The organism is Acinetobacter sp. LUNF3 (assembly GCF_022699605.1).
Taxonomy (GTDB): Bacteria; Pseudomonadota; Gammaproteobacteria; order Pseudomonadales; family Moraxellaceae; genus Acinetobacter; species Acinetobacter johnsonii.
Window position 1 is genome coordinate 752,174 of sequence record NZ_CP093968.1, and the last position, 24,287, is coordinate 776,460.

Consider the following 24,287-nt stretch of genomic DNA (forward strand, 5'->3'; position numbering starts at 1 on the left):
ACCGCCTATGGAAGGCGGTCTTTTTCAAGGCTCAGATTATTCGCCTAAAGCATCCAAATACTTTTCTGCATCTAGCGCAGCCATACAGCCAGAACCTGCTGAAGTGATCGCTTGACGATAAACGCTATCAGCAATATCACCTGCTGCGAATACACCTGCGACAGAAGCGGCAGTCGCGTTACCAGATGTACCGCTTTGGACTTGGATATAGCCATCACGTAAGTTCAATTGACCATCAAACATTGCACTGTTTGGTTTATGGCCAATGGCAACAAACAAACCTTGAACATCAATTTCTTGTGTAGATTCGTCTTGAGTTGATTTTAAGCGAACTGCGGTTACACCTGTGTTGTCACCTAAAACCTCATCTACTTGATGGTTCCAAATGATGCTGATTTTGCCTTCTTTTTCCTTTTCAAATAAATGATCTTGAAGGATCTTTTCAGAACGCAATGAGTCACGACGGTGAACCAAAGTCACATGCGATGCAATGTTAGACAAATATAGTGCTTCTTCAACGGCAGTATTACCGCCACCCACAACCATGACTTTTTGGTTTTTGTAGAAGAAACCATCACAGGTTGCACATGCGCTCACGCCTTGGCCCATAAAAGCAGCTTCAGACTCAAGACCTAAGTACTGAGCGGTTGCACCTGTGGCAATAATCAGTGCATCACAAGTGAACTCATCCATGTCACCTTTGAGTACAAATGGACGTACAGAAAGATCGACTTCATTGATATGATCGTAGATGATTTCAGTACCAAAGCGTTCAGCATGCGCTTGCATACGTTCCATCAGTGCAGGACCTGTTAAGCCTTCAGGGTCACCCGGCCAGTTATCGACTTCAGTCGTTGTCGTTAGCTGACCACCGAGTTGGATACCCGCAATCAATGTCGGCTTTAAGTTGGCACGTGCAGCATATACCGCAGCGCTGTAACCCGCAGGGCCTGAACCGAGAATAATCAAACGTGAGTGACGAGCGCTCATACGTAGAATCCTTTTTTTATTTAGAAATTTGTGGAATTATACGTGAAACTCTATAACAGTTGTGTGAGTTCAATGTCGATATTATTGATCAATCAAATCGATTTGAGCTATATAGAAGAAATATGCGGTGTAGAGCGGGAAAAAGTGGAAAAATCATCTGCTCGCTATACATAAAGCATTTAAGAATAGTGCATCTTTTTATAAAGAAGAGGTGCATAATATGACGTTTATTGTGAAACTTTTGCTTTAGGTTTCGAACAAAAACATTAATGAAGAATTTGTTACAGGACAGTATATGACTGAGGTGTCGGGTGCTTATGCACAGCGCTTATTAATGACATTATTTTTAGTCTCGTTTGGCATTTATTTGTTCCTTGCTACCGTGACCTATACCCCATTTGATCCGGGCTGGATGCATATATCAAGTGATACCTTGCAAGTCTCGAATGCCAGTGGCGTTGCTGGGGCGTGGATTGCTGACTTACTGTTCGGTTTTTTAGGCTGGGCAAGTCTACTTATTCCTGTGTTTTTGTTCATTGAAGCCATTCAAGTCTGGTGGCCGCATAGTTTTTTAAACCGCCCATTTCGTTATGGTGCACAATTCTTTATTTTGCTTGCAACCGCCAGCTTACTGTTCTTGTTTTGGAAAGTTCCAGCGGACACTTTAGACAATGCCTCTGGCGGCATTATTGGTTATGAACTGGGACAAAGTTTGTCGCAGATTTTAACCATTTACGGTGCAACCTTATTTTTGGTCGTGTTTACCGTGGTCTTATTGACCTTGGCTTTCGGTATCAAATGGAACCGTACTTTCGCGACCCTCAAAGCAACTCCTGCGTATTTACAAGATTTATTTTACCGTAACGTACCTGAAAGCGAGTCTGCCTTTGATCGTACGACGCCAAGCGTCAAAAAAGAAGTGATTGCAACGGCACCGAAAAAGGGTATTGAAGCAACGGAATTGGTCGAGGCGCCAGTAGCCGTGCAAGAGGCATCAGTTAAAGCACCTCAGCGCGACTATTCAGCAGAGCATTTGTTTAATGACATGGTGGCCAAAGAGCAACGTGTTCAAGAACAACAGGTGGACGTAGATGATGAAGCAGAACTTGAGCGGACTATAGAAAAAGCGCACCAATTAGAACAAGACAGTCAGCGCGTGGTAGCGACAGGAGAAGTGTGGCGTGCATTAAACTCAGGTGAAGATCAACGTCATAAAAATGATATTGATGCTTTACTTCGTGCTGCCGAAGAAGATCGCCCATTTAGCCCAGAACAACATTTTCAAGCAGTGGTGCAAGATCATACAGCGCCAATTGCTGATCCTCATTATTTCCAAGACGATGCCCCTGCACAGAAGAAAAATGTCGATTGGGATGATGATGAAATCTTTGACGAGCTGCTTGCTGCCGTACCCAATGGCAAAACAGCAACAGATGTCCACAGTCCATTCAATACGCCTGAACCTGTGTCTCATTTACATGTGGTTGAAGATCCAATTGCGGTAGCCGAGGTTGTAAACTCAAGTGTTGCTGCAAGTCCCGTTGCATTACAACCAGCGCCGAGTGGAATTGCAAAAGCACAGCTCGATGAGTTGGATGATTTAGACGAATTCCTTGCTGAAGATTGGTCGGAGCAGAAAGTAGCTACTTCAGATGTACGCACCAGCAGTAGTTATGCGCAGTCATCTGCTTTTGTACAAGCACCCATTCAGCATCACAATACCGTAAGCACAAGTGCTACAGTGGCTGTAGCCAAAGAAGTTTTGTCCAAAGAAGCGTTTATTGAAGCATGGCAGGACACTGCTGGAAAACCGCAAGAAGAAGACGACTTCGATTTTGACGCGCCACTGACGGATGCATCAGGCCGTCCAATGTCTTTGTCCATGCAAGTAGCAGAGCGTCGTCGTGATTTATCACCGCTGCCAGGGTTAGATTTACTGGATGAAGTTGACCTCAATAAAAAAGTCAATTTCACTGCTGAACAGTTGGCGCGTTTATCTGAATTACTTGAAATTAAACTACAAGAGTTCAATGTCAAAGCTAAAGTGGTCGAAGCGCAGCCAGGGCCTGTAGTAACTCGTTTTGAGTTGGATTTAGCACCAGGCGTTAAAGCCTCTAAAGTGACCAATATTTCCCGTGACCTTGCGCGTTCGATGTCGATGGCATCTGTACGTGTGGTTGAAGTCATTCCGGGTAAACCGTATATCGGGATTGAAGTGCCGAATAGCACACGTGAAATGGTGCGTTTAATCGAGTTGTTGACTATTCCTGCTTTTACCGATCCGAATAGCATTCTTTCGATGGCAATGGGCAAAGATATTTCAGGTAATCCTGTCATTGCTGACTTAGGTAAAGCCCCGCATATGCTGGTTGCAGGCACCACAGGTTCAGGTAAATCGGTGGCAGTGAACTCGATGATTTTATCGATGTTGTTGAAATATACGCCGAATGAGTTACGTTTAATTTTGATTGACCCGAAACAGTTAGAACTTGCTAACTATAACGATATTCCACATTTGCTCACCCCAGTTGTGACTGATATGAAAGATGCGGTCAGTGCATTGAACTGGTGTGTGAATGAAATGGAACGTCGCTATAAGCTGATGTCTTTCTTAAAAATTCGTAAGCTAGCGGACTATAACCGTAAAGTGGAAGAAGCGATTGCCAATGGCGAAGAGCTGATTGATCCGACCTGGAAAGCCAGTGATTCGGTTGTCGGTGAGCGTGCACCACGTTTGACCCCATTACCATCGATTGTGATTGTGGCGGATGAGTTTGCCGATATGATTATGCAGGTCGGTAAGAAAGCTGAAGAAATGATTACCCGTTTGGCACAAAAGTCACGTGCCGCAGGCATTCACTTGTTACTTGCAACGCAGCGTCCATCGGTCGATGTAATTACGGGTCTGATTAAAGCCAATATCCCAACACGTGTGGCTTTACGCGTGAACTCAAAAATTGACTCACGCACGATTTTAGATGCTGGTGGGGCGGAAGACTTACTGGGTCATGGTGATATGTTGTTCTTAGGGCCGGGTAAAATTGAACCTGAACGTGTACATGGTGCCTTTATTGCCGATGACGAAGTCAACCGCATCTGCGATGCTTGGCGTGAACGGGGCTCGCCAAACTATGTCGATGAAATCTTAACGCCATTTGATGAAGAACCTAGTTCTCGCGGCTTTGAAGATGGCGATGGCGATCCAAACCGTGATGCACTTTATGACCAGTGCGTGTCCTTTGTATTGGAAACACGCAAGGTTTCGGTGTCCTCGCTACAACGTAAGTTTAGTTTAGGCTATAACCGTGCCGCACGAATTGTGGATCAAATGGAAGAAAACGGGATCGTGAGTGCGCAAGGTGCGAACGGTAAGCGAGAAATTTTAGTTTAAAAAGAAAGCCTGCGGATTGCAGGCTTTTTCTTAATCATTCAGTTTAGGCATCCAGTCATGCAAATTATTGATGCATTAATTCCATTGGTGGTACTCATTGCCATGGGGTATGTATTAAAGCGGTATCGCTTTTTAACGGTGGAATTTTGGCAAGGTGCTGAAAGGCTGAATTATTGGATTTTATTTCCTGTTTTGCTGTTCAGTAGTCTAGCCACCGTTCATTTTAATGTCGGGCAAGTCCTGCCAGCGCTTGCTGTGGTCTTTAGTGTGACCTTGCTGATGAGTGTGGTGCTGTGGGTATTAAAAGCGGTGTATGGTACGCCTGTGGCGCAATTTGGCGTCTATTTACAGAGTCATATTCGTTTCAATACTTATATTGGTTTGACCAGTATGGCTTTGATTTTTGGCGCTGCAGGGATGCAAGTCTTTGCCATGATTATTGCCTTTGTTATTCCTTTAGTGAATGTACTTTCCGTACTTGGTTTTTCTCAAGGGCAGGGACTATCTTATAAAAATATTGCGTGGTCGGTTGCGAAAAATCCGCTGATTCTGGCTTGTCTGGTCGGGATCATTTTTAATTTTTCAGGTATGCATTTGCCCGAGAGCATTAGCCAATCTTTAAAGCTAGTAGCAGGGATGAGCCTCCCGCTTGGGCTCTTGTGTGTGGGCGCAGCACTCCAGTTTGATGCGTTAAAATATGCTGGCCGAGCGCTAATTTTAAACACTTTGGGACGTTTAATCTTGGTGCCTATTTTGGCCTATGTAGGATGTCTTTTATTTGGTTTAGCAACATTTGAAACCATGATTGTGGTGGTTTTCTTCTCACTGCCGACGGCATCGGCTGCCTATGTCCTGACCAAATATTTTCAAGGGGACAGTCAACTCATGGCAGCAATCATTATAGTCAAACTACTTTATTATTCATACAAGATTCGAAAAAAACTCGAAATAACTCATCGACTGAGTCGATCAACCATTCTTTACGCTTACGTTTAACCCATGCCCACATGTGTTCTATAGGATTTAAATCAGGGCTGTATGCAGGAAGCCAAAGAATTTTATGCCCTTGTTGTTCCAATAACTCCTGAATATCTGCTCTTTTATGAAATGCTGCATTATCCATAACCACTACACTATTTTCTGGTAATGCTGGTATGAGGAATTGCTCAATCCAAAAATGAAAAACATCTGAATTGATTTTGCAGTCAAATAAACCGACTGAAAATAACTTACCCTCATGGATTGCTCCAATGGCATTGGTCTGATTCTTTAATTGCCAATTATATTGCCATAAACAGGGTACTCCTTTTCGTGAGTAGCCATGAGGTCTATAATCATGTGACTTAAAACCACTTTCATCCAGATAAATAATCGGATGGTTTTTTTCTAATTCATTCACTTGCAGAATAAATTTATCCCTAAGCTTTGTATCTGCTTTAGGATGGCTTAACGTCTTTTTTTAACTGTAATATTTAAGCGCTTTAATGCAGCACCAATAGATGAAACACCACAATTAAAACGTGCAGCACGTTCATATTGATAAGCATCAGGATACTTTTCAACATCTTCACGTAAAGCATCATCGTTAATTTTAGAAGGTTTACGTACACGAGTTTTTTTAATCTCTATACGTTTCTTCCATTCAACAATGGTATTTTTATTAATTTCAAATTGTGCAGCTACCGCTCGAATAGAATAACCTTCCTCAAGCTTAGCTAAAATTTTACGTCTAAAATGTTCTGAATAACTCATTGCACCATTGTATTGGTTTTATAATGATTTGACTATAGTTTGCAAACTTTGTGTTTCGGTTTGACTTTTCCACTTTGGATGTGGTTTTTACAGTAATAAAAAATGCCAGTCTCCTAGGAATGAACTGGCATTTGTAGATCATGCGCATTAAGCAGATCTAGGTTTAGGCGAATTTAGCCAAAACCTCTAAGAAGGGAGCTGCTTGACGTGGATAAGCGGCAATCACGTCATGGATACGCTGACCTTCTGGATTGGTGGCATTAATGTCGCGACCATCCGTTTTAAATTGGGTGAGCAGACGCTCATAATCACTTGGGCGCATGTGTTTAAATGCATGGTACAACACATGAAAGTCGCCATTCACACCTTCAGGAGGAAGCTGAGTTAAGTAGGCAAATACACGCTCATCTGACCATTCTTCATTGAACGTTGCTGGCTGAGATAATGCCATAGCAATCTCCTTGCTGGTTTAATCATTAAAAAAGGCAAAATATGGGAGACAAAGAAAATACTTTCTTGTATCTGCGCATATTCTGCCTTGATTCAATTTGCTTGACTAATCAAAAATCAGATTAACGTTCTTCAGGCAAATTGATATTCATTTCAAGCATTTCAATATTCGCTTCAGAGCGAACAGCCATTTGAATGTGCTGTTCATCTACACCGCGAACATAGCGATTCACCACTTGCATGATTTCTTTCTTCATTTGGTCGATTTTGTCTTGGCTAAGACGTTTACCTAAACCGCTTTCAGACGCTACGATGACTTTCAAACGATCTTTTGCGGTTTGAGCACTAGACGGTTTTTCATCATTACTAAAAAGCTTACTCCAAAATCCTGCCATGTCTACGCTCCAAATAGTCGTGCTAACCAGCCTTTAGGCTTCACCGTAATATGACGGTAAGGACGTTCTTCACCTAAGAAACGTGCCACAAGGTCATCATAGGCTTGGCCTGCTGCTTCTTCAGTAAAGAGAATCACTGGTTTACCTTCGTTAGATGCTTGTAAAACACTCTTACACTCAGGAATCACTCCCAAAGTTGGCACACGTAAAATATCTTTAGAAATGTCGTCAATGGTTAACATTTCTTGTTTATCGGCACGTTCAGGGTTGAAGCGTGTGATACACAAGTGTTTACGAATACGACCTTCATTCATTTCAACTTTTTTGGTTTTGCTGTCGAGCATACCAATAATACGGTCAGAGTCACGTACAGATGAAATTTCAGGGTTGGTGACAATAATCGCTTCATCGGCATGGTACATTGCTAAAATTGCACCGCGTTCGATACCTGCAGGTGAGTCACAAATAATGTAGTCAAACTCTTGTGACAGCTCATCCATGACACGTGCTACGCCTTCATCAGTTAAGGCATCTTTATCACGGGTTTGCGACGCAGGTAAAATATATAAATTCTCGATATCTTTATCGCGGATAAGCGCTTGTTGTAATCGAGCTTCGTTATTTAATACATTGACAAAATCATACACAACGCGGCGTTCACAACCCATGATCAAATCAAGGTTACGTAAACCTACGTCAAAATCGATCACAACAGTTTTGTGACCACGTAGGGCTAAACCTGTTGCAAAAGATGCGCTTGTCGTAGTTTTGCCTACGCCACCTTTGCCTGATGTTACGACAACAATTTTCGCCACCGAATCCACTCCTGTTATGGTTTAAATCCCCTTATTTATCATTTGGGGCTTTTGGTGTTTATTTATACATTAAAATTCAAGCGCTTCAAATACAAGCTCTTGTTGATCATTTAAGTAAATATGTGTTGGGCGTTTTAAATGCTGCGCTGGAATATCATCTGCAACACAATAGGTCCCTGCAATTGAAACCAATTCAGCTTCTAGAGCATGACAGAAGATACGTGCAGCGCTGTTTCCGCCCGCGCCGGCAATGACTCTACCACGAGCACTACCATAAATATGTATATTTCCTGAAGCAATCACTTCCGAGCCGCTGTTAATGCCTGCGGTAATAATGATATCGCCTTGATTTTGAACCAAGCACTGACCCGTACGTAAAATTTCGTCATGATATGAAGTTGCATGACGAATAACAGGTGCTGCCGCAACTGGCGCATTGGTAGAAACTGTCGTAGCAGGAGCTGGGGCTTCAACCACTTGCTCTTTGGTTGCTTTGACTTCTTGAAGTTGCGAACTAATACCATGACCTTGCGCAGGAATCACGGGGAATTGAATGGCACGGGCTTGTTCCGCCAAAATTCCTTCTTGTACTGCCATTGGCTGTACATCTAGATCCAGCAATAATTGAATCAAGGAAATTAACTCTTGCTCAACGCTACTTTCCAGAACAACTAACGCCCCAGCAGTCGATGCATTTTGTAATGTTTTACTTAATTGCTGTCGGATTGCATCATGATCATTGGTGTCAAGGGTAATGCGAATCGCATTGACCATTCTGCCAGTTATCCGGATATCAGCCATAATTTTTCCTTAAGACTTCTCAGATTTATTTTTTACTAAAGAAGTGATGTTGTAAATAGAGCAAATCCTAGAACAAAATGAAGGATTGCACTAGCTGCGTTTGTAATATTTTTACCTTAATGCTTATTCTTTGGCTTGATCATCTTTTTCAAGCTCTTCTAACCACTGTTTCACCTTAACTTGCTTGCGAATGGCATCCAAACTTTCATAGACCACAGACTCAACCAACTGTTCCAAAGACTGATTATCGATTTTTAAATCACTGACTTTTTCAGCTATCAAGCGATAGGTGGCATTGGGCTGTGCAGGATTTCCCACCACCATTGGTTCCAGTAAACCTTGTGTGATGTTTTCACCGAGTCTTTGTCCGATACTTTGAATTTGTTGTTCAATTTTTCCACCCACAATTGGAATCAAACGCAGTAATTGGGTCAGTTCAGGGGTATCTTCAATCGCACGATTGACAATCAGACCGACATTTTGGGCAATGAAATATTGACGTTGTTTCAGTTCGGTGGCGAGAGATTCCTGTAAAATTTCAGCCAATGCTTGTGCAAATAAAGCCCGATGATGATCGACGAGATCATGGATAATTTTTTTATGGGTCGAACTGGTATTTAATTCGTGCTTCACCCCATCTAATACAGTAATGACGACTCGGTCAGAGAGTTCTTCCATCACCACACGGTAGTAAAATTTGGCCTTGATTTGTAACGACTTAGGAATTACGTTATAGCCTAATTCATGCAGTCGAAAAGCAATCACCCCTGCACGAAATAATCTTAAAAAACGTAAATGAGGAATAATCGCTAAAATTTCGTACCAATGAATAAAGGGAAAGAAAAACCAGCGACGATGGTGTCGATACACGATGGCAATGCCCCAACGCACCAATAATTCAGTAATTAAGAACAGAATAAACCAAGCTTCAGTGGTGATAACCCACGGATGCAAATGCTCACGATAGAAGCTTAAGACACTTTCTAGGTGAATGGCATGGAAAAACCATCCACCGATATTGCTCATGATAAAAAAATTAGCACACAAACAAAACAAGTTAAAAATGATGAGAAACACCATAAAAATGTCATAGATCAAAAACAGTTTGAAATACAAACTTTGAGGATCAACCTGATGATATTTAGACTTTTTGACTTCGTTATTCTGCATCATGCATAGACCCTTACTGGGTTAAATTCGACTTTGAGTATTTGGCTTTCATTTTTTCAATCAACTGGTCTTTTTCAGTCCAAAGTTGATCGACCCACTGTTGGAATTGTTCACGAAAGTCTGCATCGTCTTCATAGTTTCCAGCGAGTACCCATGCAGGAATATCAATTTTACGTAAATTGACCGCAATCCGTGGGACTTCCCCGAGCCAAAATTCGCTATAGCCAGGTGCGCCGTCGGGATAGACAATGGTCATATCTACCAAGGCATCAATGTCATTACCTAAAATACTTAAGGCTAAGGCCAAGCCACCCGCTTTCGGTTTAAGTAAATTTTGGTAAGGCGACTGCTGCTGTGCATGTTTTTCTTGTGTAAAACGCGTGCCTTCCAAATAATTTAACAGGGTGAATGGTTGGCTAAGCAGTTGTTCACAAGATTTGCGTGCCTCTTCCATATCGCGTGTTTTCAACGCAGGGTTTTTCGTAATTTGTTCTTTACTATGCCGCTTCATCATCGGGAAGCCTAGAATTTTAAAGGCTTGGCCGACAAATGGAATAAAAATAAGTTCCCACTTGGTAAAGAAGCGGGTAAGGGGCATACGGGTTAAACCAAAATATTGGTTAACCGTGGTGTCGACCCAACTTTGATGGTTGCAAGTCATGAGGTAACGGCCCTGCATACTTAGCTCAAGATCATCGTCGACAGAAATGTCCCATTTCGTGTTGGGTAAGACATGATCGATTAAATAATTGTTCACAGCGAGCCAACTGTTGGTGATTTGAATATTGGTCTCATCTACTTTTTTTGATTTTTTAAACAGTTTGGTCAGGCCTAGCGCGAGCACTGGCGGACCATGAAAAAAAGTACTGCCTGTAATGACTGAACCAACAGTTAAACCACGTGTGATTTTTTTTAATAAAGGTTGTTTTTGGTTTGGTGATGACATAAAAATAAACCCTAAAATATAATGCGTTTCGCAACTCGTTCTATTTCTAAAGCTCAATATAGTACGGGATGATCAAATAGAAAAGCACCAAGCATTAACTGTGTAGAAATTGTGACGAAGAATGCCTTGAAAAGGAAATTTTTTATTACATATTGTAAATAAAGGCTTTATTGTTAACAAAAAATCAATGGTCTAGATCATCGTTTTACGACAATATTCGGTCTATAAACAAAACACACAAAGAAGGAGGCATGCGATGCGTGCACTAGCAATTTCCGCAGTCGTTGGGGCAATGGTTCTTACAGGTTGTCAAAGCACTGGTAATAACACTGGTGGTGTGGAATACGATAAAGCTGCTCTAGGGACCTTAATTGGTGCTGCTGCGGGTTATGGTATTTCTAAAGGAAACGCAAACACGAGTCGTCAAAACAACCGTGCTGCAGCGATTGGCGCAGTTGTCGGTGGTGCAACTGGTGTTTACCTTGACAACAAAGAGAAGAAACTTCGTCAACAAATGGCGGGTACTGGTGTAGAAGTTAAACGTAATCCAGATGGTTCTGTAGGTTTGGTTATGCCAGGTAACATCACTTTTGATACCAACAAATCAAACATCAAGCCGAACTTCTACTCAACTTTAAATAAAGTTGCGCAAACCTTAACTGAAGATAACAAGAGCGGTATACTTGTAACAGGTTATACAGACAGTACAGGTAATGATTCAATTAACATTCCTCTGTCTCAAGCGCGTGCGCAATCTGTAGCAAGTTACTTGGCATCTCAAGGTGTTTCTACAACACGTATTAATGCGCAAGGTCAAGGTTCAGCAAACCCAATCGCGTCTAACGCGACTGCTGAAGGCCGTGAGCAAAACCGTCGTGTAGAAATCAGCATCTACGCAATTCAATAATTTTTATTGAAGACTGAAAAACCACCTTCGGGTGGTTTTTTTATGACTGTTAAAATATGAATTTGCATTATGCATCTGTAGCGGAGATGACTATAATCGAACTCGGAATGAAATAGAGGAAAGACTATGTCACTGGCAAGTCAATTAAACGACAAGCAACTTGAAGCCATGAAATACACTCAAGGACCCTTGTTAGTACTTGCAGGGGCTGGTTCAGGTAAAACTTCGGTGATTACCCGTAAGATTGCCTACTTGGTGAAACACTGCGGCATTCCTGCTTATCGTATCACCGCGATGACGTTTACCAACAAAGCAGCACGCGAAATGAAAGAACGTGTCACCAAGCTGCTGTCCCGTGAAGAGGCAAAAGGGCTTTCAGTCTCGACCTTCCACACCTTTGGCCTAAACATGCTGCGTTTAGAGCTGAAACACACACCATTAAAAAATAATTTTTCTATTTTGGATGCGGACGACTGTAAGCGTATTTTGATGGACTTGATGCACCGTGACAATTTATCCGGTGCGGAAAGTAAAGAACTGATTGCCAAAGCCATGAAGATGATTTCAGATTGGAAAAACGATCTGATTCCACCTGAGCAAGCACACACCACCTGTGAAACCGCAGAAGATGTTCAGTTTGCGCACTTGTATCAACTGTATGAGCGTAATTTACGTGCCTATAATGCGGTCGATTTTGATGACCTAATTGTGATGCCGACGCGTCTTTTACAAGAAAATGCAGAAGTACGTGAGCGCTGGCAAAACCGTATTCGCTATTTATTGGTCGATGAGTATCAAGACACCAACACCGCACAGTATATTTTGGTGAAATTGCTGGTCGGGGTGATGGGACAGTTCACTGCGGTGGGTGATGATGACCAATCGATCTACGCATGGCGTGGTGCCAAGCCTGAAAACATGGCTTTGCTGAATGAAGATTTTCACAATTTAAAAGTGATTAAACTCGAACAGAACTATCGTTCGACCAGTCGTATTTTAAAAGCGGCCAATACTGTGATTGGTAACAATCCACATATTTTTGATAAAAAACTGTGGTCAGATAAAGGTCATGGTGAAGTAATTCGAGTGATTACGTGCCGCAATGATGACGATGAGTCAGAACGTGTAGTAAAAGACTTAATTACGCATAAACTGATGAATGGTAAAAATTGGAAAGATTACGCCATTTTGTATCGGGGTAATTTTCAAGCACGTGCACTGGAAACACAACTGCGTCAAATGCAGATTCCGTACAAATTATCAGGTGGTCAGTCGTTCTTCGGACGAGCTGAAATCAAAGACGTGATGAGCTATTTGCGCGTCATTATTAATCCTGAAGATGACAGTGCATTTTTGCGAATTATCAATACACCTAAACGTGCCATTGGGCCTGTGACTTTAGAAAAGCTGGGTCTGTTTGCACAAGAAAATCATTTGTCTTTGCTCTCTGCAGCGGGTGATCAACGTCTCACCATGGTGATTCCTAAAAAAGCCACCACGCAGTTGGCGGAGTTTGCAGACTTCATTACCACCTTTACCCGTGAGTTGCTTGAGGATGATGAACCTGTACCGATTATTCGCAAGATGATGGTTGAAGCGGGTTATATCGACTATGTCAAAGAGTCTGCGGCGACGCCTGCGCAAGAAAAAACCAAGCTGGATAATATTGAAGTGTTGTATAGCAGTATTCAAAGTTTGATTAACCGTGCTGAAGATGTTGATGAGAAAAACATTGAAAGTGTAATTCGTAAAATGGTGTTGCTGGATATGTTAGAGCAGCAGCAAGAAGAAGAAGACACTGACAAAGTAAACCTGCTCACGCTGCATGCATCCAAAGGGCTTGAGTTTCCATATGTCTATCTGATCGGTCTTGAGGAAGAGTTACTGCCGCATAAAAACTCGATTGCCGCAGATACGGTTGAGGAAGAGCGTCGCCTGATGTACGTGGGCATTACCCGTGCGCGTCAGGGTTTAACCATCACGCTTGCAGAACAACGTAAGGCGGGCGGTCAAATGAAGCAAATGACACCAAGTCGTTTCTTGGATGAGTTGCCGCAAGATGAGTTGGAATGGCTGGGGCGTAAAAAGAAACTGGCGGGCAATGTCGATCCGAAATTACAAGCGCAGCATTATTTAGATAATTTACGTGCATTGATTAAGCGCTAAATATTTTTTTATTTTAGAAATTTATTGTACTAGGAAAAAGAGAATGAAAGTTCAGGTTAAAGTGTTGGATTCACGTTTAGGCAATGAATGGCCAATGCCAACCTATGCGACAACGGGTTCAGCAGGCTTAGACCTTCGTGCATGTGTCGATGCTGCGACCGTCATCGAACCGGGACAAACTGTTTTGGTCAAAACAGGTTTATCTATTTATATTGAAGACCCACACTTTGCTGGTTTAATTTTACCGCGTTCAGGCCTAGGTCATAAGCACGGCATTGTTTTGGGTAACTTGGTGGGTTTAATTGATTCGGACTATCAAGGTGAATTGATGGTGTCGGTTTGGAACCGTAGCCAAACAGCTTTCAGTTTAGAGCCAGGTGAACGTCTTGCACAGTATGTACTCGTACCTGTGATTCAAGCCCAGTTCGATATTGTGAATGAATTTGAAGCGACAGAACGTGGTGCAGGTGGTTTCGGACATACTGGTCAAAACTAATCTCTCAGTGATAAAGTAAAACAACAAAGCCTCTCCTTGAAAGAGGCTTTGTTGTTTTAATGCTGAATGATCATTTTTAGTTCATAAAAAGTTACAACTCTTTTTTGAATCCTTAGTAAAATTAAACCCAGCGTTAAGCATAACAACAAGGACAGCTGAAAGAGCTGTTGATCTGAATAAATTAGAAGTTAGACCTATGGATTTTCAGCCAAAATTTCCTGCACATATTTTTCGTGCCTATGACATCCGTGGCAAATTGGATGTTATGAGTGCTGAGCTGATTCGTGCCATTGCACAAGCGCTCGCAACTCAATATTTAAAGACTGGGCAGACACGTTTAGCCATTGGTTATGATGCTAGACAAAGCAGTCCTGCTTTTGCAGAAATTATTTACAAAGAATGTCTTAAACAGGGCTTAGATGCGCAAATCATCGGATGTTGTGCTAGTCCTGTGTTGTATTACACGGCACGTCAGTTTGATGGCAACGGCATTATGGTGACAGCCAGCCACAATCCAAAGTCGGATAATGGGGTCAAATGGATTATGCTGGGTGAGCCCCCTTTACCTGAGGTAATCCAACAGGTGGCACGCGATGCAAATGAATATTTTGACAGCCATGCAGAGATGAACTGGCAAACGTTGCCACATCAGATCGTGCCTGAATATTGTCTGGCTTATCAGGCGGCATTGCTCAATGATATACAGCTCATGCCTCAACCTCGACCCTATAAAGTCGTGGTGGATGGTTTATACGGTTCAGCGGGACGTTGTGCCGTTTTGGTCTTAAAGAAACTCGGCTGTGAGGTGCATGCTTTACGCTGTGAGGCCAATGGTGAATTTCCTGAACATGCCCCCGATCCATCTCAAGCCAAACATCTAGATCTGCTACGAAACGCCGTGCAACAGCAGCATGCCGATATCGGTATTGCCTTTGATGGTGATGGTGACCGTGTTGTATTGATTGATGAAAAGGGCGTAATCATTTCAGCAGACCGTTTATTGTCCTTGTTTGCGCACATGTGTTTGGCTGATCATCCAGCACATGAAGTGGTTTTTGATGTGAAATGTTCCACCATGGTTCGAAATACAGTACTGGCCCATCAGGGTATTCCAAAAATGATTCGCACAGGCAGTTCTTTTTTGCGGAAATATTTGGCGCAATCAGAAGGGCATGCAGTATTTGGCGGTGAATATGCAGGGCATTATGTGTTTAATGATGGTCGTGGTTTGGGTTATGACGATGGTTTATATGCCGCACTACGTGTGCTGGAATACTTAAGCTTGAAGCAATGTACTTTGTCGGAAGCACTGGCAGACTACCCAGAACGTGCCAGTACAGAGGATATTTATATCAGCACCCATCAGATTTCACCCGCGCTGGTTTTAGCGAATGTGGAAAAACAAAGTCAGCACTTTCAAGCGGAAATGAGTAAAATTGATGGCGTAAGACTTGATTTTGAGGATGGATTTGGCATTATTCGAGCATCGAATACAGGTGAGTATTTTACCGTACGTTTCGACGCGGACAATGATCAGCGGCTCCATCAAATTCGCCATAACTTTGTGCACATGCTGACGGCAGATTATCCGCAGATTGCACAAGACCTATTAGACGCCCATTAAGGAGAGGCACATGCCACATCAACATACTGGCCTCGACAAAGCACAAGTCCTGACTGAAGCTTTGCCGTATATTCAACGTTTTGCTGGAAAAACGCTAGTAGTGAAATATGGTGGCAATGCAATGACCGATCCTGAGCTTGAGAGCTCGTTTGCACGTGACATCGTTTTGTTAAAAACCGTCGGTTTAAATCCAATCGTGGTGCATGGCGGCGGTCCACAAGTGGATTCGTTTTTAAAGCAATTGGGGCGTGAGTCGGATCGTATTGATGGCATGCGTGTGACCGATCCAGCGACCATGGAAGTGGTTGAAATGGTGTTGGGTGGTAGTGTGAATAAATCCATCGTGAACTTGATTAACCAACATGGCGGTCGTGCCATTGGTTTAACGGGTAAAGATGGTAACTTGCTGCGTGCACAAAAGTTACTGATGGAAAAAACTGCGGAAGATGGCACAGTACAAAAAATTGATCTTGGGCTAGTCGGCGAAGTGACCAGTGTTAAAACCGATGTATTGGAAATGTTTACCAGTGGTGATTTTATTCCTGTGATTGCACCCTTAGGTGTGGATGAAGAGGGCAATACCTATAACATCAACGCGGATTTGGTGGCTGGAAAAGTGGCTGAAGCTTTAGGTGCTGAAAAGCTGATTTTGTTGACCAATATTTCAGGTGTTTTAGATGAAAATAAAAACCTACTTACGGGTCTAACCACCCAAGAAGTTGACCGTCTCATTGAAACGGGCGTGATCTACGGCGGGATGATTCCGAAAGTGGGGTGTGCTTTAGATGCGGTGAAAGGTGGTGTGGTGAGTGCACATATTGTGGATGGTCGTGTGCCACATGCAACGCTGTTGGAGATTTTCACCGATCATGGTGTCGGTACATTAATTACCAATCGCAGTAATAGGCACTAAATATTTTGAAAAGCCTCCTCGGAGGCTTTTTTTAGGCCTATGCATTTTATAAAAATAGTTTTATGCGTGAATGTGTTCGGGTTATGAAGCATTGTGAATTGCAAGCCAGTCAGGACTCATGCACAATAAAACCATCATAAATAAATATGTTTAAATAAGATCAAGATTATGTGCCAACTGCTCGGAATGAACTGTGCAACACCGACTGATATTACCTTTTCATTTCGAGGCTTTTCACAGCGCGCGGGGATTACTTCAGACCATTGTGACGGTTTCGGGATTGCTTTTTTTGAGGATAAAGCTTGCCGTTTATTCGTTGACAATCAATCTGCAGTTGAGTCACCGATTGCTGAATTAATTCGTAATTATCCAATCAAATCACGCAATGTGATTGCACATATCCGCAAAGCGACGCAGGGAAAAATTAACTTAGAAAACTCACACCCATTTAGTCGTGAGTTATGGGGACGACAGTGGATTTTTGCGCATAATGGCGATTTGCATGACTTTAATCCTGTACTTTCAGGACGCTTTACCCCAGTGGGTAATACCGACAGTGAACGTGCATTTTGCTATTTACTTGATCAGCTGGTGAACAAGTTTGGCTATATCGAGCCAAGTCTAGATCAAGTTTTTGATTTATTAACGGATATTTCTCCACGGATTGCGGAGCATGGCACGTTCAATTTTTGTTTATCGAATGGGCAGGCCCTGTTTAGTTATGCCATTACCAAACTGCATTGGTTGGTGCGTGAGTACCCATTTAAACCTGCGCAGCTGATCGATATTGATGTTGAAGTCGATTTTAGCCAAGTCACTACTGTAGACGATCGCGTAGCCGTGATTACTACCGAACCGTTGACTCAAAATGAAGCGTGGACAGCCTTTGCACCAGGGGAAATGATTTTATTTCAATATGGCAAAGCGATCCGCCACCAAATGACCCATGTGGAACGTTTAGTCCGAGAAGCCAAAGATCCGTCTTTAAAACGCCTTACTAAAGCAGATCAATATTAATTTATTTTAAAATGATTAGAATATAAAAGCATGTTGATAATAAAATAAAACATGCTTTTATTTTGATGCATACTTATAAAATAATAAAATCGATTAAATAATAACTGATTCTTTTGGTCGGTTTTAAATTTATTTACTTATTTAAAATAAATACTTAAGTTTAATTTTGTGAAAATAGTATAAAACCAACCAATTTGATTCACTTTTATTTTTAATTATAGTCGATATGATTAATTCATGTAATTAATCTATTAATTTTTATTGGGTGGTCGGAATGATAATGAAGTGGGTTCCAGAATATAATACTGGTATCGATGTGATTGACGATCAACACCGTCGTATTCTCGATTATATCAATGAAATTGATGCGATTGATGTCAATACTGACCGTGAACGCGTGAAACAGATTTTAGAAAATATTATTGATTACACACAGTCTCACTTCACTTTTGAAGAGTCTCTCCAAGAAGAGGCGGGTTATAAATATCGTGTACCGCACAAACGTGTACATGATTTATTTATAAAAAAAATTGAATCTTATCGTGACCGTTTTGAGCTGGGTCATTCAATCGAAGCTGAGCTGCATGAAGTGTTGTCGAAATGGCTGATTAACCATATCCAGCACGATGATGCAGATTATGTCGGTGCCGTAAAAGAAAATATGATGGGCATTATCAAAGAAAAAGAAAAGAAAAAAGGGAAAAACTGGTTTGCTCGTTTCTTTTCATAAGTGAGCCAAACGAGGGATCAAAACAATAAATTTTAATTATATTTAGCGCAGCAAATCATCAGTTTTGGTGGTTTGCTTTTTGTTTTTGATTTTCATAAGCGAGCAAGGCAAAATAGCGCAAGACTTATTGAAGGAACGCATCATGCAAGACAATGCTCTGTCACGATGGTTATCGCCGCTGATGGCATTTTGTTTATCATTTATTATCATTGCCACACTTGCACCCTTGGTGGGAATTCAGGTTGAACGTCAGCTCGACTTTTGGTTACTTTGGTTAGTGACCATGGTGATCTTGGCTTTACCTGTGTGTTACTTAGAAATTGCCTTAGCCAAGCGTTCAAAAACCACGGCATTGAATGCTTTGTTGAGTTTGACGCGTGATGCCGATGCTTCTCAGACGTGGCGTCTTGTTGGATGGCTTGCTGTCGTCTTTATTCCTTTTTTAGCGGGCGGCATGTTGTCTAATGCTGCGCAATTATTAAATCAATATGCACTGGCCGATATGACATCGTCCGTGATCTTTATTGCTTTGGCTGTGGTTGCGATTGCGTTGTCTTTTGCCCCACGTCTGTTGACCTTAGCGTTAACGGCGGTCGGTGTGCTGATCTCCTTAGTGCTTGCAAACCTCTCTGGTACAGGAACCGCTGAGTGGCAAGTGACGCCGGTTGAATTTTCAGAATGGGGCAGTGCAACGGTATTGGCTTTGGTGGCAAGCGGTTTAGGACTCGGCCTGTACTGGCAGAACAGTTTGGCACAAGTTCAACAGCAAGATGCTGCAAGCAAGACTGTTTTACCGATTTGGATTGCACAAATTTTGGCGGTGGTTGCTTTTGCATTTTTTGCAGTCCAAGCGGCATTACCTGCGTATGCGATTGCCTTAACTGCAGTTGTAGCGGCAGCCGTGCTGTTACAGATGGCACGTGAGCAGTTGGCTCAGCGCCAGTTAAATATTGTGATTCAGTGGCTCGTATTGCTGGCTGCAACGTTGGTGTGGTTAATTCCAGCCACTGGCCCGATCTTTAACATCTTACTGATGCTGTGGGGCTTAGTGATTTGTTTGATTTATGCCATTTTTGCGGGTTGGATTATGAAAATTAGCCATTTACGTAAGTCGATGAACTTTAGTAATGAAGCTTTTTATAATATTTGGCGCATAGCTGTGCGTGTGGTATTACCCGTTTCTATCGTATTGGCCATTGTAGCCGTACTTGGAAAACTGATCTAATGCGCATGCTTCAACAAGTCTGGGTTGCTTATGCAACAGCAGACCAGCAGTTCCATATCAGTGTGCCGTTTTCTGAGGGAATGACGGCACAGGATGCGATTCAGCTGAGTGGCATAGGCTCGCAGGTTGAATTGCCTGAGCCTTTACAATTGGGCATCTTTGGTGTCCGATTGAAAGACCTTCAACAGGTTTTACAGGCAGGGGATCGTGTTGAAATTTACCGACCTTTGAGTATTAATCCTAAAGATATTAGAAGGATACGTGCACAAAATAATCCTGTGGGTCGCTTTGCAAAAGGCAATCGCTTAAAACAATCGAAATGATATGAAAAACCCCTCAGTTGAGGGGTTTCTTTTTTAGAATAAGGCTTTATAGTGGGGGCGCGTTTAGAATCGCTTCTTTCGATGCTGGTAAGCCCGGCTGAGATGCAGGAATGGTTTCTAAGCCTTCAATTTTTTGCACAATACCGTTTGGGTCGAAATAGACTTTCAGATGTTGACCTTGTGCAGCAGGAATCTTGGCTTTTTTAGCATACGTTCCTGGGGTATAATTGTAGATATAGTCCCAACGTAGCGGATTCATTGGATCTGAAACTGTCGGGCTGCCAAGCAAAAAGCGAACTTGTTGATGGCTCATGCCAACTTGTATTTTTGACGCTTGTGCTTGAGTTAATGGCGTACCTTGAGGAATATCAACTTTATAAACGCCCAAGGTCGAACAGCCTGCGAGCAGTGAAGTGACGAATAACGCCAACATGATTTTTTGCATTTTGCTACACTATCCCAAATTAATTATGATGCAATTGAGCCACGGATAGATCATACTGCATCTACACTTTGTTGCATATTCTAACTTTAAATTTGTTGAGAGACCTTTTTACATGCCAATTTCAAATCAAGATCTACGCAAAGCTGGACTTAAAGTTACACTTCCACGAATTAAAATATTAGAACTACTAGAAAATTCAAAGCAACACCATTTAAGTGCGGAAGATATTTATAAGACTTTACTTGAACAAGGTGAAGATGTCGGTTTAGCAACTGTTTACCGCGTGTTAACGCAGTTTGAAGCAGCGGGCATTATTCAGCGCCATCACTTTGAAAATAACCATTCTGTTTTCGAAATCATGCAAGACGATCACCATGATCATATCGTTTGTCAAAATTGCAACAAAGTGGTTGAGTTTAGCAACGAAGTGATTGAGCATGAGCAGCATGAAGTTGCTGAAAAGCATGGCTTTACTTTAACAGGTCACTCACTCAACCTATACGGTTATTGTGATGCTGCAGAGTGCCAAGAAGCACTTCGTAAAAAGTAATAACTTAGATCTAAAAAAGGGCTTCATGAGAAGCCCTTTTTTATTGTTTAAAGGAATGCTTAAGCTTGTCCGTCAAACGTGATGTTTGCACTGGCATGCAATAGACGATCACCGCCTTCTTCAGACAACTTGATTTGTAAGCGTAAGTCGTTTGGAGAGTCGGCGTGTTTCAGCGCATCTTTATAGGTAATCTGCTTGGCTTTGTACAAATCGAATAAGGCTTGGTCAAAAGTTTGCATACCGAGTTCACGAGAACGTTTCATCAGGTCTTTAATTTCGTGGATTTCACCTTTACGGATCAAATCGGAAATTAACGGTGAGTTAATCAAAATCTCAATCGCAGCGCGACGTGAATTACCGTCAGGTGTTGGAATCAACTGCTGTGCAACCATCGCTTTAAGGTTTAAAGACAAGTCCATAAACAATTGGCTATGACGGTCTGCTTCAAAGAAGTGAATAATACGGTCGATGGCTTGGTTGGCATTGTTGGCATGCAGCGTTGCAAATACCAAGTGACCTGTTTCAGCAAAGGCAATCGCATAATCCATGGTTTCACGGGAACGAATCTCACCAATCAGAATTACATCGGGTGCCTGACGTAAGGTGTTTTTCAGTGCGATTTCAAAAGAGTCCGTATCAATGCCCACTTCACGCTGGGTAATGATACAGCCTGCATGCTCATGAATAAATTCAATTGGGTCTTCAATGGTAATGATATGACCTTTTGAGTTTTGGTTACGGTAACCAATGATCGAAGCCAAAGAGGTCGATTTACCCGTACCTGTTGCACCCACAAAGATGATGATGCCACGTTTGGTCATAGCCAACTCTTTGAGCACAGGCGGGAGTTTTAACTCGTCCATGGTTGGAATTTGCGTCTCAATCCGACGCAAAACCATACCTGGCATATCACGCTGTTGAAAGGCACTGACACGAAAACGCGCAGTTTTATCCCGATTCATAATCGCGAAGTTGCACTCATGTGTATCTGCAAATTCTTTACGCTGCTTTTCACTCATAATCGAGTTGAGTAGTTGCCCCGCGACATCACCCGTCAGCTTGCCCTTAGCCACAGGCACAATTTGACCGTTAATTTTCATGGAGGGTTCAACATCAGCGGTGATAAATAAATCTGACGCTTTTTGTTGAATCATATAATTGAGTAAGTCGTTAAAATCCATATCTATACCCCAAATCCATTGTTTTCTTATAAGAAGGTTTCAGGTTGCTTGGCAGCTGTACGGGCAGTTTGTGGACTGATCACCCCTTTGGTGACCAAGTTTTTCAAACTTTGATCCAGTGTGGTCATACCGTAGTTTGCACCAGTCTGAATAGCAGAATACATCTGTGCCACTTTGTTTTCACGAATTAAGTTACGAATGGCAGGAATACCAATCATGATTTCATGCGCGGCAACACGGCCACCGCCATTTTTCTTGAGTAAGGTTTGAGAAATCACGGCTTGTAGCGATTCAGACAACATGGCACGAACCATGTCTTTTTCTTCAGCAGGGAATACGTCAATTACACGGTCAATGGTTTTTGCCGCAGAGGTGGTATGTAGTGTACCGAAGACCAAGTGACCCGTTTCTGCTGCTGTGAGCGCCAAACGAATAGTTTCAAGGTCACGCATCTCACCCACGAGGATAATATCGGGGTCTTCACGTAGTGCTGAACGCAGTGCTTCGTTAAAACCATGTGTATCACGGTGCACTTCACGTTGGTTGATCAAGCATTTTTTTGACTGGTGTACAAATTCGATTGGGTCTTCAACCGTTAAGATATGGTCATAGCGGTTATCGTTAATATAATCGATCATTGCCGCCAATGTGGTAGATTTACCAGAACCGGTAGGCCCCGTCACTAAAACTAAACCACGTGGCAATTCACATAACTCTTTGAAGGTTTGTCCTAAACCTAAGTCTTCCATGGTCAGGACTTTAGACGGAATGGTACGGAATACTGCACCTGCACCGCGGTTTTGGTTGAATGCGTTCACACGAAAGCGAGCAATGCTTGGAACTTCAAAGGAAAAGTCCGTTTCTAATTTTTCTTCGAAATCACGACGTTGTTTGTCATTCATGATGTCATAGACCAGTTTATGCACTTCTTTGTGTTCTAAAGCTGGTAAATTGATACGACGAACTTCACCATCGACACGAATCATCGGTGGCATACCTGCAGATAAGTGTAAATCTGATGCCCCGTTCTTAGCCGAAAAGGCTAGTAATTCTGTGATATCCATTATTTCCCCGAGTTCATTTAAATGCTAATTATTTTGATAGAATAATAAGGCTTTCAATCAACTTAACCAACAGTTTGTTGAAAGGCAAAGCAAAAAAGATGACCGAAATGAGACCCTCGTCAATGAATATCTTGCAAAATTCACGTCAATACGTGTTATCCCAAATTCAACAGGCCTGCGAAATTTCAGGGCGTGACGTGGAGTCTGTAGAACTTTTGGCGGTTTCTAAAACACATCCGAGCGAAGTGTTACGAGACATGTACGCTTGTGGTCAACGCGCCTTTGGTGAGAACTACCTACAAGAGGCTTTGCAGAAGATAGAGGCGCTACAAGACTTAGGGATTGAATGGCATTTTATTGGGCATGTACAACGCAATAAAACCAAACATTTGGCTGAACAGTTTGCATGGGTGCATGGAGTTGATCGTTTAATTATTGCAGAGCGTTTATCGGCGCAACGTCTGATAACACAACCACCATTAAATCTTTGTCTACAGGTCAATATCGATGGTCAAGACAGCAAAGATGGCTGCCAACCTGATGAGGTTGCTGAGTTGGTAAGAAGTATCAGTCAGTTACCTAATATCAAACTACGTGGTTTGATGGTGATTCCTGCACCGAACAATACTCAAGCCTTTAAGGCCGCGAAAGTGTTATTTGACCAAGTGAAAGAGCTGCATGTTCACCCTGAAGATTGGGATACCTTAAGTATGGGTATGTCAGGCGATATGGTTGATGCGATTGCAGCTGGGTCGACTATGGTTCGCGTTGGAACCGCCTTGTTCGGAGCGAGAGATTATTCACAGCATTAAGCCTAAATAGGGCTTCTTGTGCTTAAAGGCAGTGAGAAGCGCTTAACTTACAATTATATAAAACTAATAGGCTGCTGAAAAAATAGGCTTAATTTAAACTCATGAATTGAACCGTCTATAGATT

At 42.3% G+C, this 24,287-nt stretch carries 25 protein-coding genes; 13 read left to right on the forward strand and 12 right to left on the reverse strand.

The window, feature by feature from the left end:
• Window positions 1–36: 36 nt before the first annotated feature.
• A complete protein-coding gene (gene trxB / locus MN200_RS03600; RefSeq protein ID WP_062034248.1) occupies window positions 37–990 on the reverse strand; it encodes a thioredoxin-disulfide reductase in 954 nt (317 codons plus the stop codon).
• A 295-nt stretch (window positions 991–1,285) separates the two neighbouring features.
• On the opposite strand from trxB, the gene MN200_RS03605 reads away from it, so the two are divergent.
• Complete coding sequence (locus MN200_RS03605; RefSeq protein ID WP_242760064.1) at window positions 1,286–4,381, forward strand: DNA translocase FtsK; 3,096 nt, start codon at window positions 1,286–1,288, stop codon at window positions 4,379–4,381.
• A 57-nt stretch (window positions 4,382–4,438) separates the two neighbouring features.
• On the forward strand, window positions 4,439–5,377 hold the full coding sequence (locus MN200_RS03610) for an AEC family transporter (RefSeq protein ID WP_242760065.1): 939 nt from the start codon (window positions 4,439–4,441) through the stop codon (window positions 5,375–5,377).
• Here the strand turns inward: MN200_RS03610 and MN200_RS03615 are convergent.
• From MN200_RS03615 to MN200_RS03650, 8 genes are all read right to left on the reverse strand, one after another.
• Window positions 5,286–5,780 (reverse strand): IS630 family transposase, encoded by a 495-nt coding sequence (locus tag MN200_RS03615; protein WP_005402037.1) that lies wholly within the window; start codon window positions 5,778–5,780, stop codon window positions 5,286–5,288. The two genes, MN200_RS03610 and MN200_RS03615, sit on opposite strands and share 92 nt — an antisense overlap.
• 47 nt (window positions 5,781–5,827) lie before the next feature.
• Window positions 5,828–6,133, reverse strand: a complete 306-nt coding sequence (locus MN200_RS03620) for an IS630 transposase-related protein (protein ID WP_000122230.1) — start codon at window positions 6,131–6,133, stop codon at window positions 5,828–5,830.
• A gap of 163 nt (window positions 6,134–6,296) precedes the next feature.
• Window positions 6,297–6,584, reverse strand: a complete 288-nt coding sequence (locus tag MN200_RS03625; RefSeq protein WP_004694907.1) for a PA4642 family protein — start codon at window positions 6,582–6,584, stop codon at window positions 6,297–6,299.
• A 121-nt stretch (window positions 6,585–6,705) separates the two neighbouring features.
• Entirely contained in the window at window positions 6,706–6,978 is a 273-nt protein-coding gene (gene minE, locus MN200_RS03630) for a cell division topological specificity factor MinE (protein WP_004694905.1), read from the reverse strand.
• Between the two features lie 2 nt (window positions 6,979–6,980).
• Complete coding sequence (minD, locus tag MN200_RS03635; protein WP_010326008.1) at window positions 6,981–7,793, reverse strand: septum site-determining protein MinD; 813 nt, start codon at window positions 7,791–7,793, stop codon at window positions 6,981–6,983.
• Window positions 7,794–7,862: 69 nt separating this feature from the next.
• Entirely contained in the window at window positions 7,863–8,594 is a 732-nt protein-coding gene (gene minC / locus MN200_RS03640) for a septum site-determining protein MinC (protein ID WP_010326009.1), read from the reverse strand.
• 123 nt (window positions 8,595–8,717) lie between these two features.
• Window positions 8,718–9,764 (reverse strand): preprotein translocase subunit SecA, encoded by a 1,047-nt coding sequence (locus MN200_RS03645; protein ID WP_109439247.1) that lies wholly within the window; start codon window positions 9,762–9,764, stop codon window positions 8,718–8,720.
• Between the two features lie 13 nt (window positions 9,765–9,777).
• The gene (locus MN200_RS03650; RefSeq protein ID WP_242760067.1) at window positions 9,778–10,710 is read right to left on the reverse strand and encodes an acyltransferase; all 933 of its coding nucleotides are present in this window, start codon (window positions 10,708–10,710) and stop codon (window positions 9,778–9,780) included.
• A 256-nt stretch (window positions 10,711–10,966) separates the two neighbouring features.
• On the opposite strand from MN200_RS03650, the gene MN200_RS03655 reads away from it, so the two are divergent.
• From MN200_RS03655 to MN200_RS03695, 9 genes are all read left to right on the forward strand, one after another.
• Window positions 10,967–11,617 carry an OmpA family protein gene (locus MN200_RS03655; RefSeq protein ID WP_010326012.1) on the forward strand — a complete coding sequence of 217 codons (651 nt, stop codon included), beginning with the start codon at window positions 10,967–10,969 and terminating at the stop codon, window positions 11,615–11,617.
• A 126-nt stretch (window positions 11,618–11,743) separates the two neighbouring features.
• Window positions 11,744–13,783, forward strand: a complete 2,040-nt coding sequence (locus MN200_RS03660; protein ID WP_004694892.1) for a UvrD-helicase domain-containing protein — start codon at window positions 11,744–11,746, stop codon at window positions 13,781–13,783.
• A 43-nt stretch (window positions 13,784–13,826) separates the two neighbouring features.
• On the forward strand, window positions 13,827–14,279 hold the full coding sequence (dut, locus tag MN200_RS03665) for a dUTP diphosphatase (protein ID WP_004694889.1): 453 nt from the start codon (window positions 13,827–13,829) through the stop codon (window positions 14,277–14,279).
• 196 nt (window positions 14,280–14,475) lie between these two features.
• Window positions 14,476–15,903: a phosphomannomutase/phosphoglucomutase gene (locus MN200_RS03670; protein ID WP_125273870.1), complete on the forward strand. Its 1,428-nt coding sequence runs from the start codon at window positions 14,476–14,478 to the stop codon at window positions 15,901–15,903.
• A gap of 10 nt (window positions 15,904–15,913) precedes the next feature.
• The gene (argB, locus tag MN200_RS03675) at window positions 15,914–16,816 is read left to right on the forward strand and encodes an acetylglutamate kinase (protein ID WP_058869034.1); all 903 of its coding nucleotides are present in this window, start codon (window positions 15,914–15,916) and stop codon (window positions 16,814–16,816) included.
• Window positions 16,817–16,984: 168 nt separating this feature from the next.
• Complete coding sequence (locus MN200_RS03680; protein WP_058869035.1) at window positions 16,985–17,833, forward strand: class II glutamine amidotransferase; 849 nt, start codon at window positions 16,985–16,987, stop codon at window positions 17,831–17,833.
• Window positions 17,834–18,107: 274 nt separating this feature from the next.
• Window positions 18,108–18,563, forward strand: coding sequence for a bacteriohemerythrin (locus MN200_RS03685; protein WP_005400160.1), 456 nt, complete (start codon window positions 18,108–18,110; stop codon window positions 18,561–18,563).
• A gap of 142 nt (window positions 18,564–18,705) precedes the next feature.
• The gene (locus MN200_RS03690; RefSeq protein ID WP_058869036.1) at window positions 18,706–19,788 is read left to right on the forward strand and encodes a hypothetical protein; all 1,083 of its coding nucleotides are present in this window, start codon (window positions 18,706–18,708) and stop codon (window positions 19,786–19,788) included.
• Window positions 19,788–20,111: an RnfH family protein gene (locus MN200_RS03695; protein WP_010326018.1), complete on the forward strand. Its 324-nt coding sequence runs from the start codon at window positions 19,788–19,790 to the stop codon at window positions 20,109–20,111. Before MN200_RS03690 ends, MN200_RS03695 begins: the two co-directional genes overlap by 1 nt.
• Before the next feature lie 46 nt (window positions 20,112–20,157).
• Here MN200_RS03695 and bamE read toward each other — a convergent pair whose 3' ends face one another.
• The gene (gene bamE / locus MN200_RS03700; protein WP_004694868.1) at window positions 20,158–20,556 is read right to left on the reverse strand and encodes an outer membrane protein assembly factor BamE; all 399 of its coding nucleotides are present in this window, start codon (window positions 20,554–20,556) and stop codon (window positions 20,158–20,160) included.
• Window positions 20,557–20,668: 112 nt separating this feature from the next.
• On the opposite strand from bamE, the gene fur reads away from it, so the two are divergent.
• Window positions 20,669–21,106: a ferric iron uptake transcriptional regulator gene (gene fur, locus MN200_RS03705; RefSeq protein WP_004694866.1), complete on the forward strand. Its 438-nt coding sequence runs from the start codon at window positions 20,669–20,671 to the stop codon at window positions 21,104–21,106.
• 59 nt (window positions 21,107–21,165) lie between these two features.
• Here the strand turns inward: fur and MN200_RS03710 are convergent, their stop codons facing one another.
• Window positions 21,166–22,287: a PilT/PilU family type 4a pilus ATPase gene (locus tag MN200_RS03710; protein ID WP_004694864.1), complete on the reverse strand. Its 1,122-nt coding sequence runs from the start codon at window positions 22,285–22,287 to the stop codon at window positions 21,166–21,168.
• A 26-nt stretch (window positions 22,288–22,313) separates the two neighbouring features.
• Window positions 22,314–23,351: a type IV pilus twitching motility protein PilT gene (locus tag MN200_RS03715; RefSeq protein WP_004694862.1), complete on the reverse strand. Its 1,038-nt coding sequence runs from the start codon at window positions 23,349–23,351 to the stop codon at window positions 22,314–22,316.
• A 122-nt stretch (window positions 23,352–23,473) separates the two neighbouring features.
• On the opposite strand from MN200_RS03715, the gene MN200_RS03720 reads away from it, so the two are divergent.
• Window positions 23,474–24,163, forward strand: a complete 690-nt coding sequence (locus MN200_RS03720; RefSeq protein ID WP_242760068.1) for a YggS family pyridoxal phosphate-dependent enzyme — start codon at window positions 23,474–23,476, stop codon at window positions 24,161–24,163.
• Window positions 24,164–24,287: the final 124 nt, after the last annotated feature.

Coding starts and splice junctions, on each gene's coding strand:
- trxB (WP_062034248.1), bottom strand. CDS start 990: ATGAGCGCTCGTCACTCACGTTTGATTATTCTCGGTTCAGGCCCTGCG.
- MN200_RS03605 (WP_242760064.1), top strand. CDS start 1,286: ATGACTGAGGTGTCGGGTGCTTATGCACAGCGCTTATTAATGACATTA.
- MN200_RS03610 (WP_242760065.1), top strand. CDS start 4,439: ATGCAAATTATTGATGCATTAATTCCATTGGTGGTACTCATTGCCATG.
- MN200_RS03620 (WP_000122230.1), bottom strand. CDS start 6,133: ATGAGTTATTCAGAACATTTTAGACGTAAAATTTTAGCTAAGCTTGAG.
- MN200_RS03625 (WP_004694907.1), bottom strand. CDS start 6,584: ATGGCATTATCTCAGCCAGCAACGTTCAATGAAGAATGGTCAGATGAG.
- minE (WP_004694905.1), bottom strand. CDS start 6,978: ATGGCAGGATTTTGGAGTAAGCTTTTTAGTAATGATGAAAAACCGTCT.
- minC (WP_010326009.1), bottom strand. CDS start 8,594: ATGGCTGATATCCGGATAACTGGCAGAATGGTCAATGCGATTCGCATT.
- MN200_RS03645 (WP_109439247.1), bottom strand. CDS start 9,764: ATGCAGAATAACGAAGTCAAAAAGTCTAAATATCATCAGGTTGATCCT.
- MN200_RS03650 (WP_242760067.1), bottom strand. CDS start 10,710: ATGTCATCACCAAACCAAAAACAACCTTTATTAAAAAAAATCACACGT.
- MN200_RS03655 (WP_010326012.1), top strand. CDS start 10,967: ATGCGTGCACTAGCAATTTCCGCAGTCGTTGGGGCAATGGTTCTTACA.
- MN200_RS03660 (WP_004694892.1), top strand. CDS start 11,744: ATGTCACTGGCAAGTCAATTAAACGACAAGCAACTTGAAGCCATGAAA.
- dut (WP_004694889.1), top strand. CDS start 13,827: ATGAAAGTTCAGGTTAAAGTGTTGGATTCACGTTTAGGCAATGAATGG.
- MN200_RS03670 (WP_125273870.1), top strand. CDS start 14,476: ATGGATTTTCAGCCAAAATTTCCTGCACATATTTTTCGTGCCTATGAC.
- argB (WP_058869034.1), top strand. CDS start 15,914: ATGCCACATCAACATACTGGCCTCGACAAAGCACAAGTCCTGACTGAA.
- MN200_RS03680 (WP_058869035.1), top strand. CDS start 16,985: ATGTGCCAACTGCTCGGAATGAACTGTGCAACACCGACTGATATTACC.
- MN200_RS03685 (WP_005400160.1), top strand. CDS start 18,108: ATGATAATGAAGTGGGTTCCAGAATATAATACTGGTATCGATGTGATT.
- MN200_RS03690 (WP_058869036.1), top strand. CDS start 18,706: ATGCAAGACAATGCTCTGTCACGATGGTTATCGCCGCTGATGGCATTT.
- MN200_RS03695 (WP_010326018.1), top strand. CDS start 19,788: ATGCGCATGCTTCAACAAGTCTGGGTTGCTTATGCAACAGCAGACCAG.
- bamE (WP_004694868.1), bottom strand. CDS start 20,556: ATGCAAAAAATCATGTTGGCGTTATTCGTCACTTCACTGCTCGCAGGC.
- fur (WP_004694866.1), top strand. CDS start 20,669: ATGCCAATTTCAAATCAAGATCTACGCAAAGCTGGACTTAAAGTTACA.
- MN200_RS03710 (WP_004694864.1), bottom strand. CDS start 22,287: ATGGATTTTAACGACTTACTCAATTATATGATTCAACAAAAAGCGTCA.
- MN200_RS03715 (WP_004694862.1), bottom strand. CDS start 23,351: ATGGATATCACAGAATTACTAGCCTTTTCGGCTAAGAACGGGGCATCA.
- MN200_RS03720 (WP_242760068.1), top strand. CDS start 23,474: ATGAATATCTTGCAAAATTCACGTCAATACGTGTTATCCCAAATTCAA.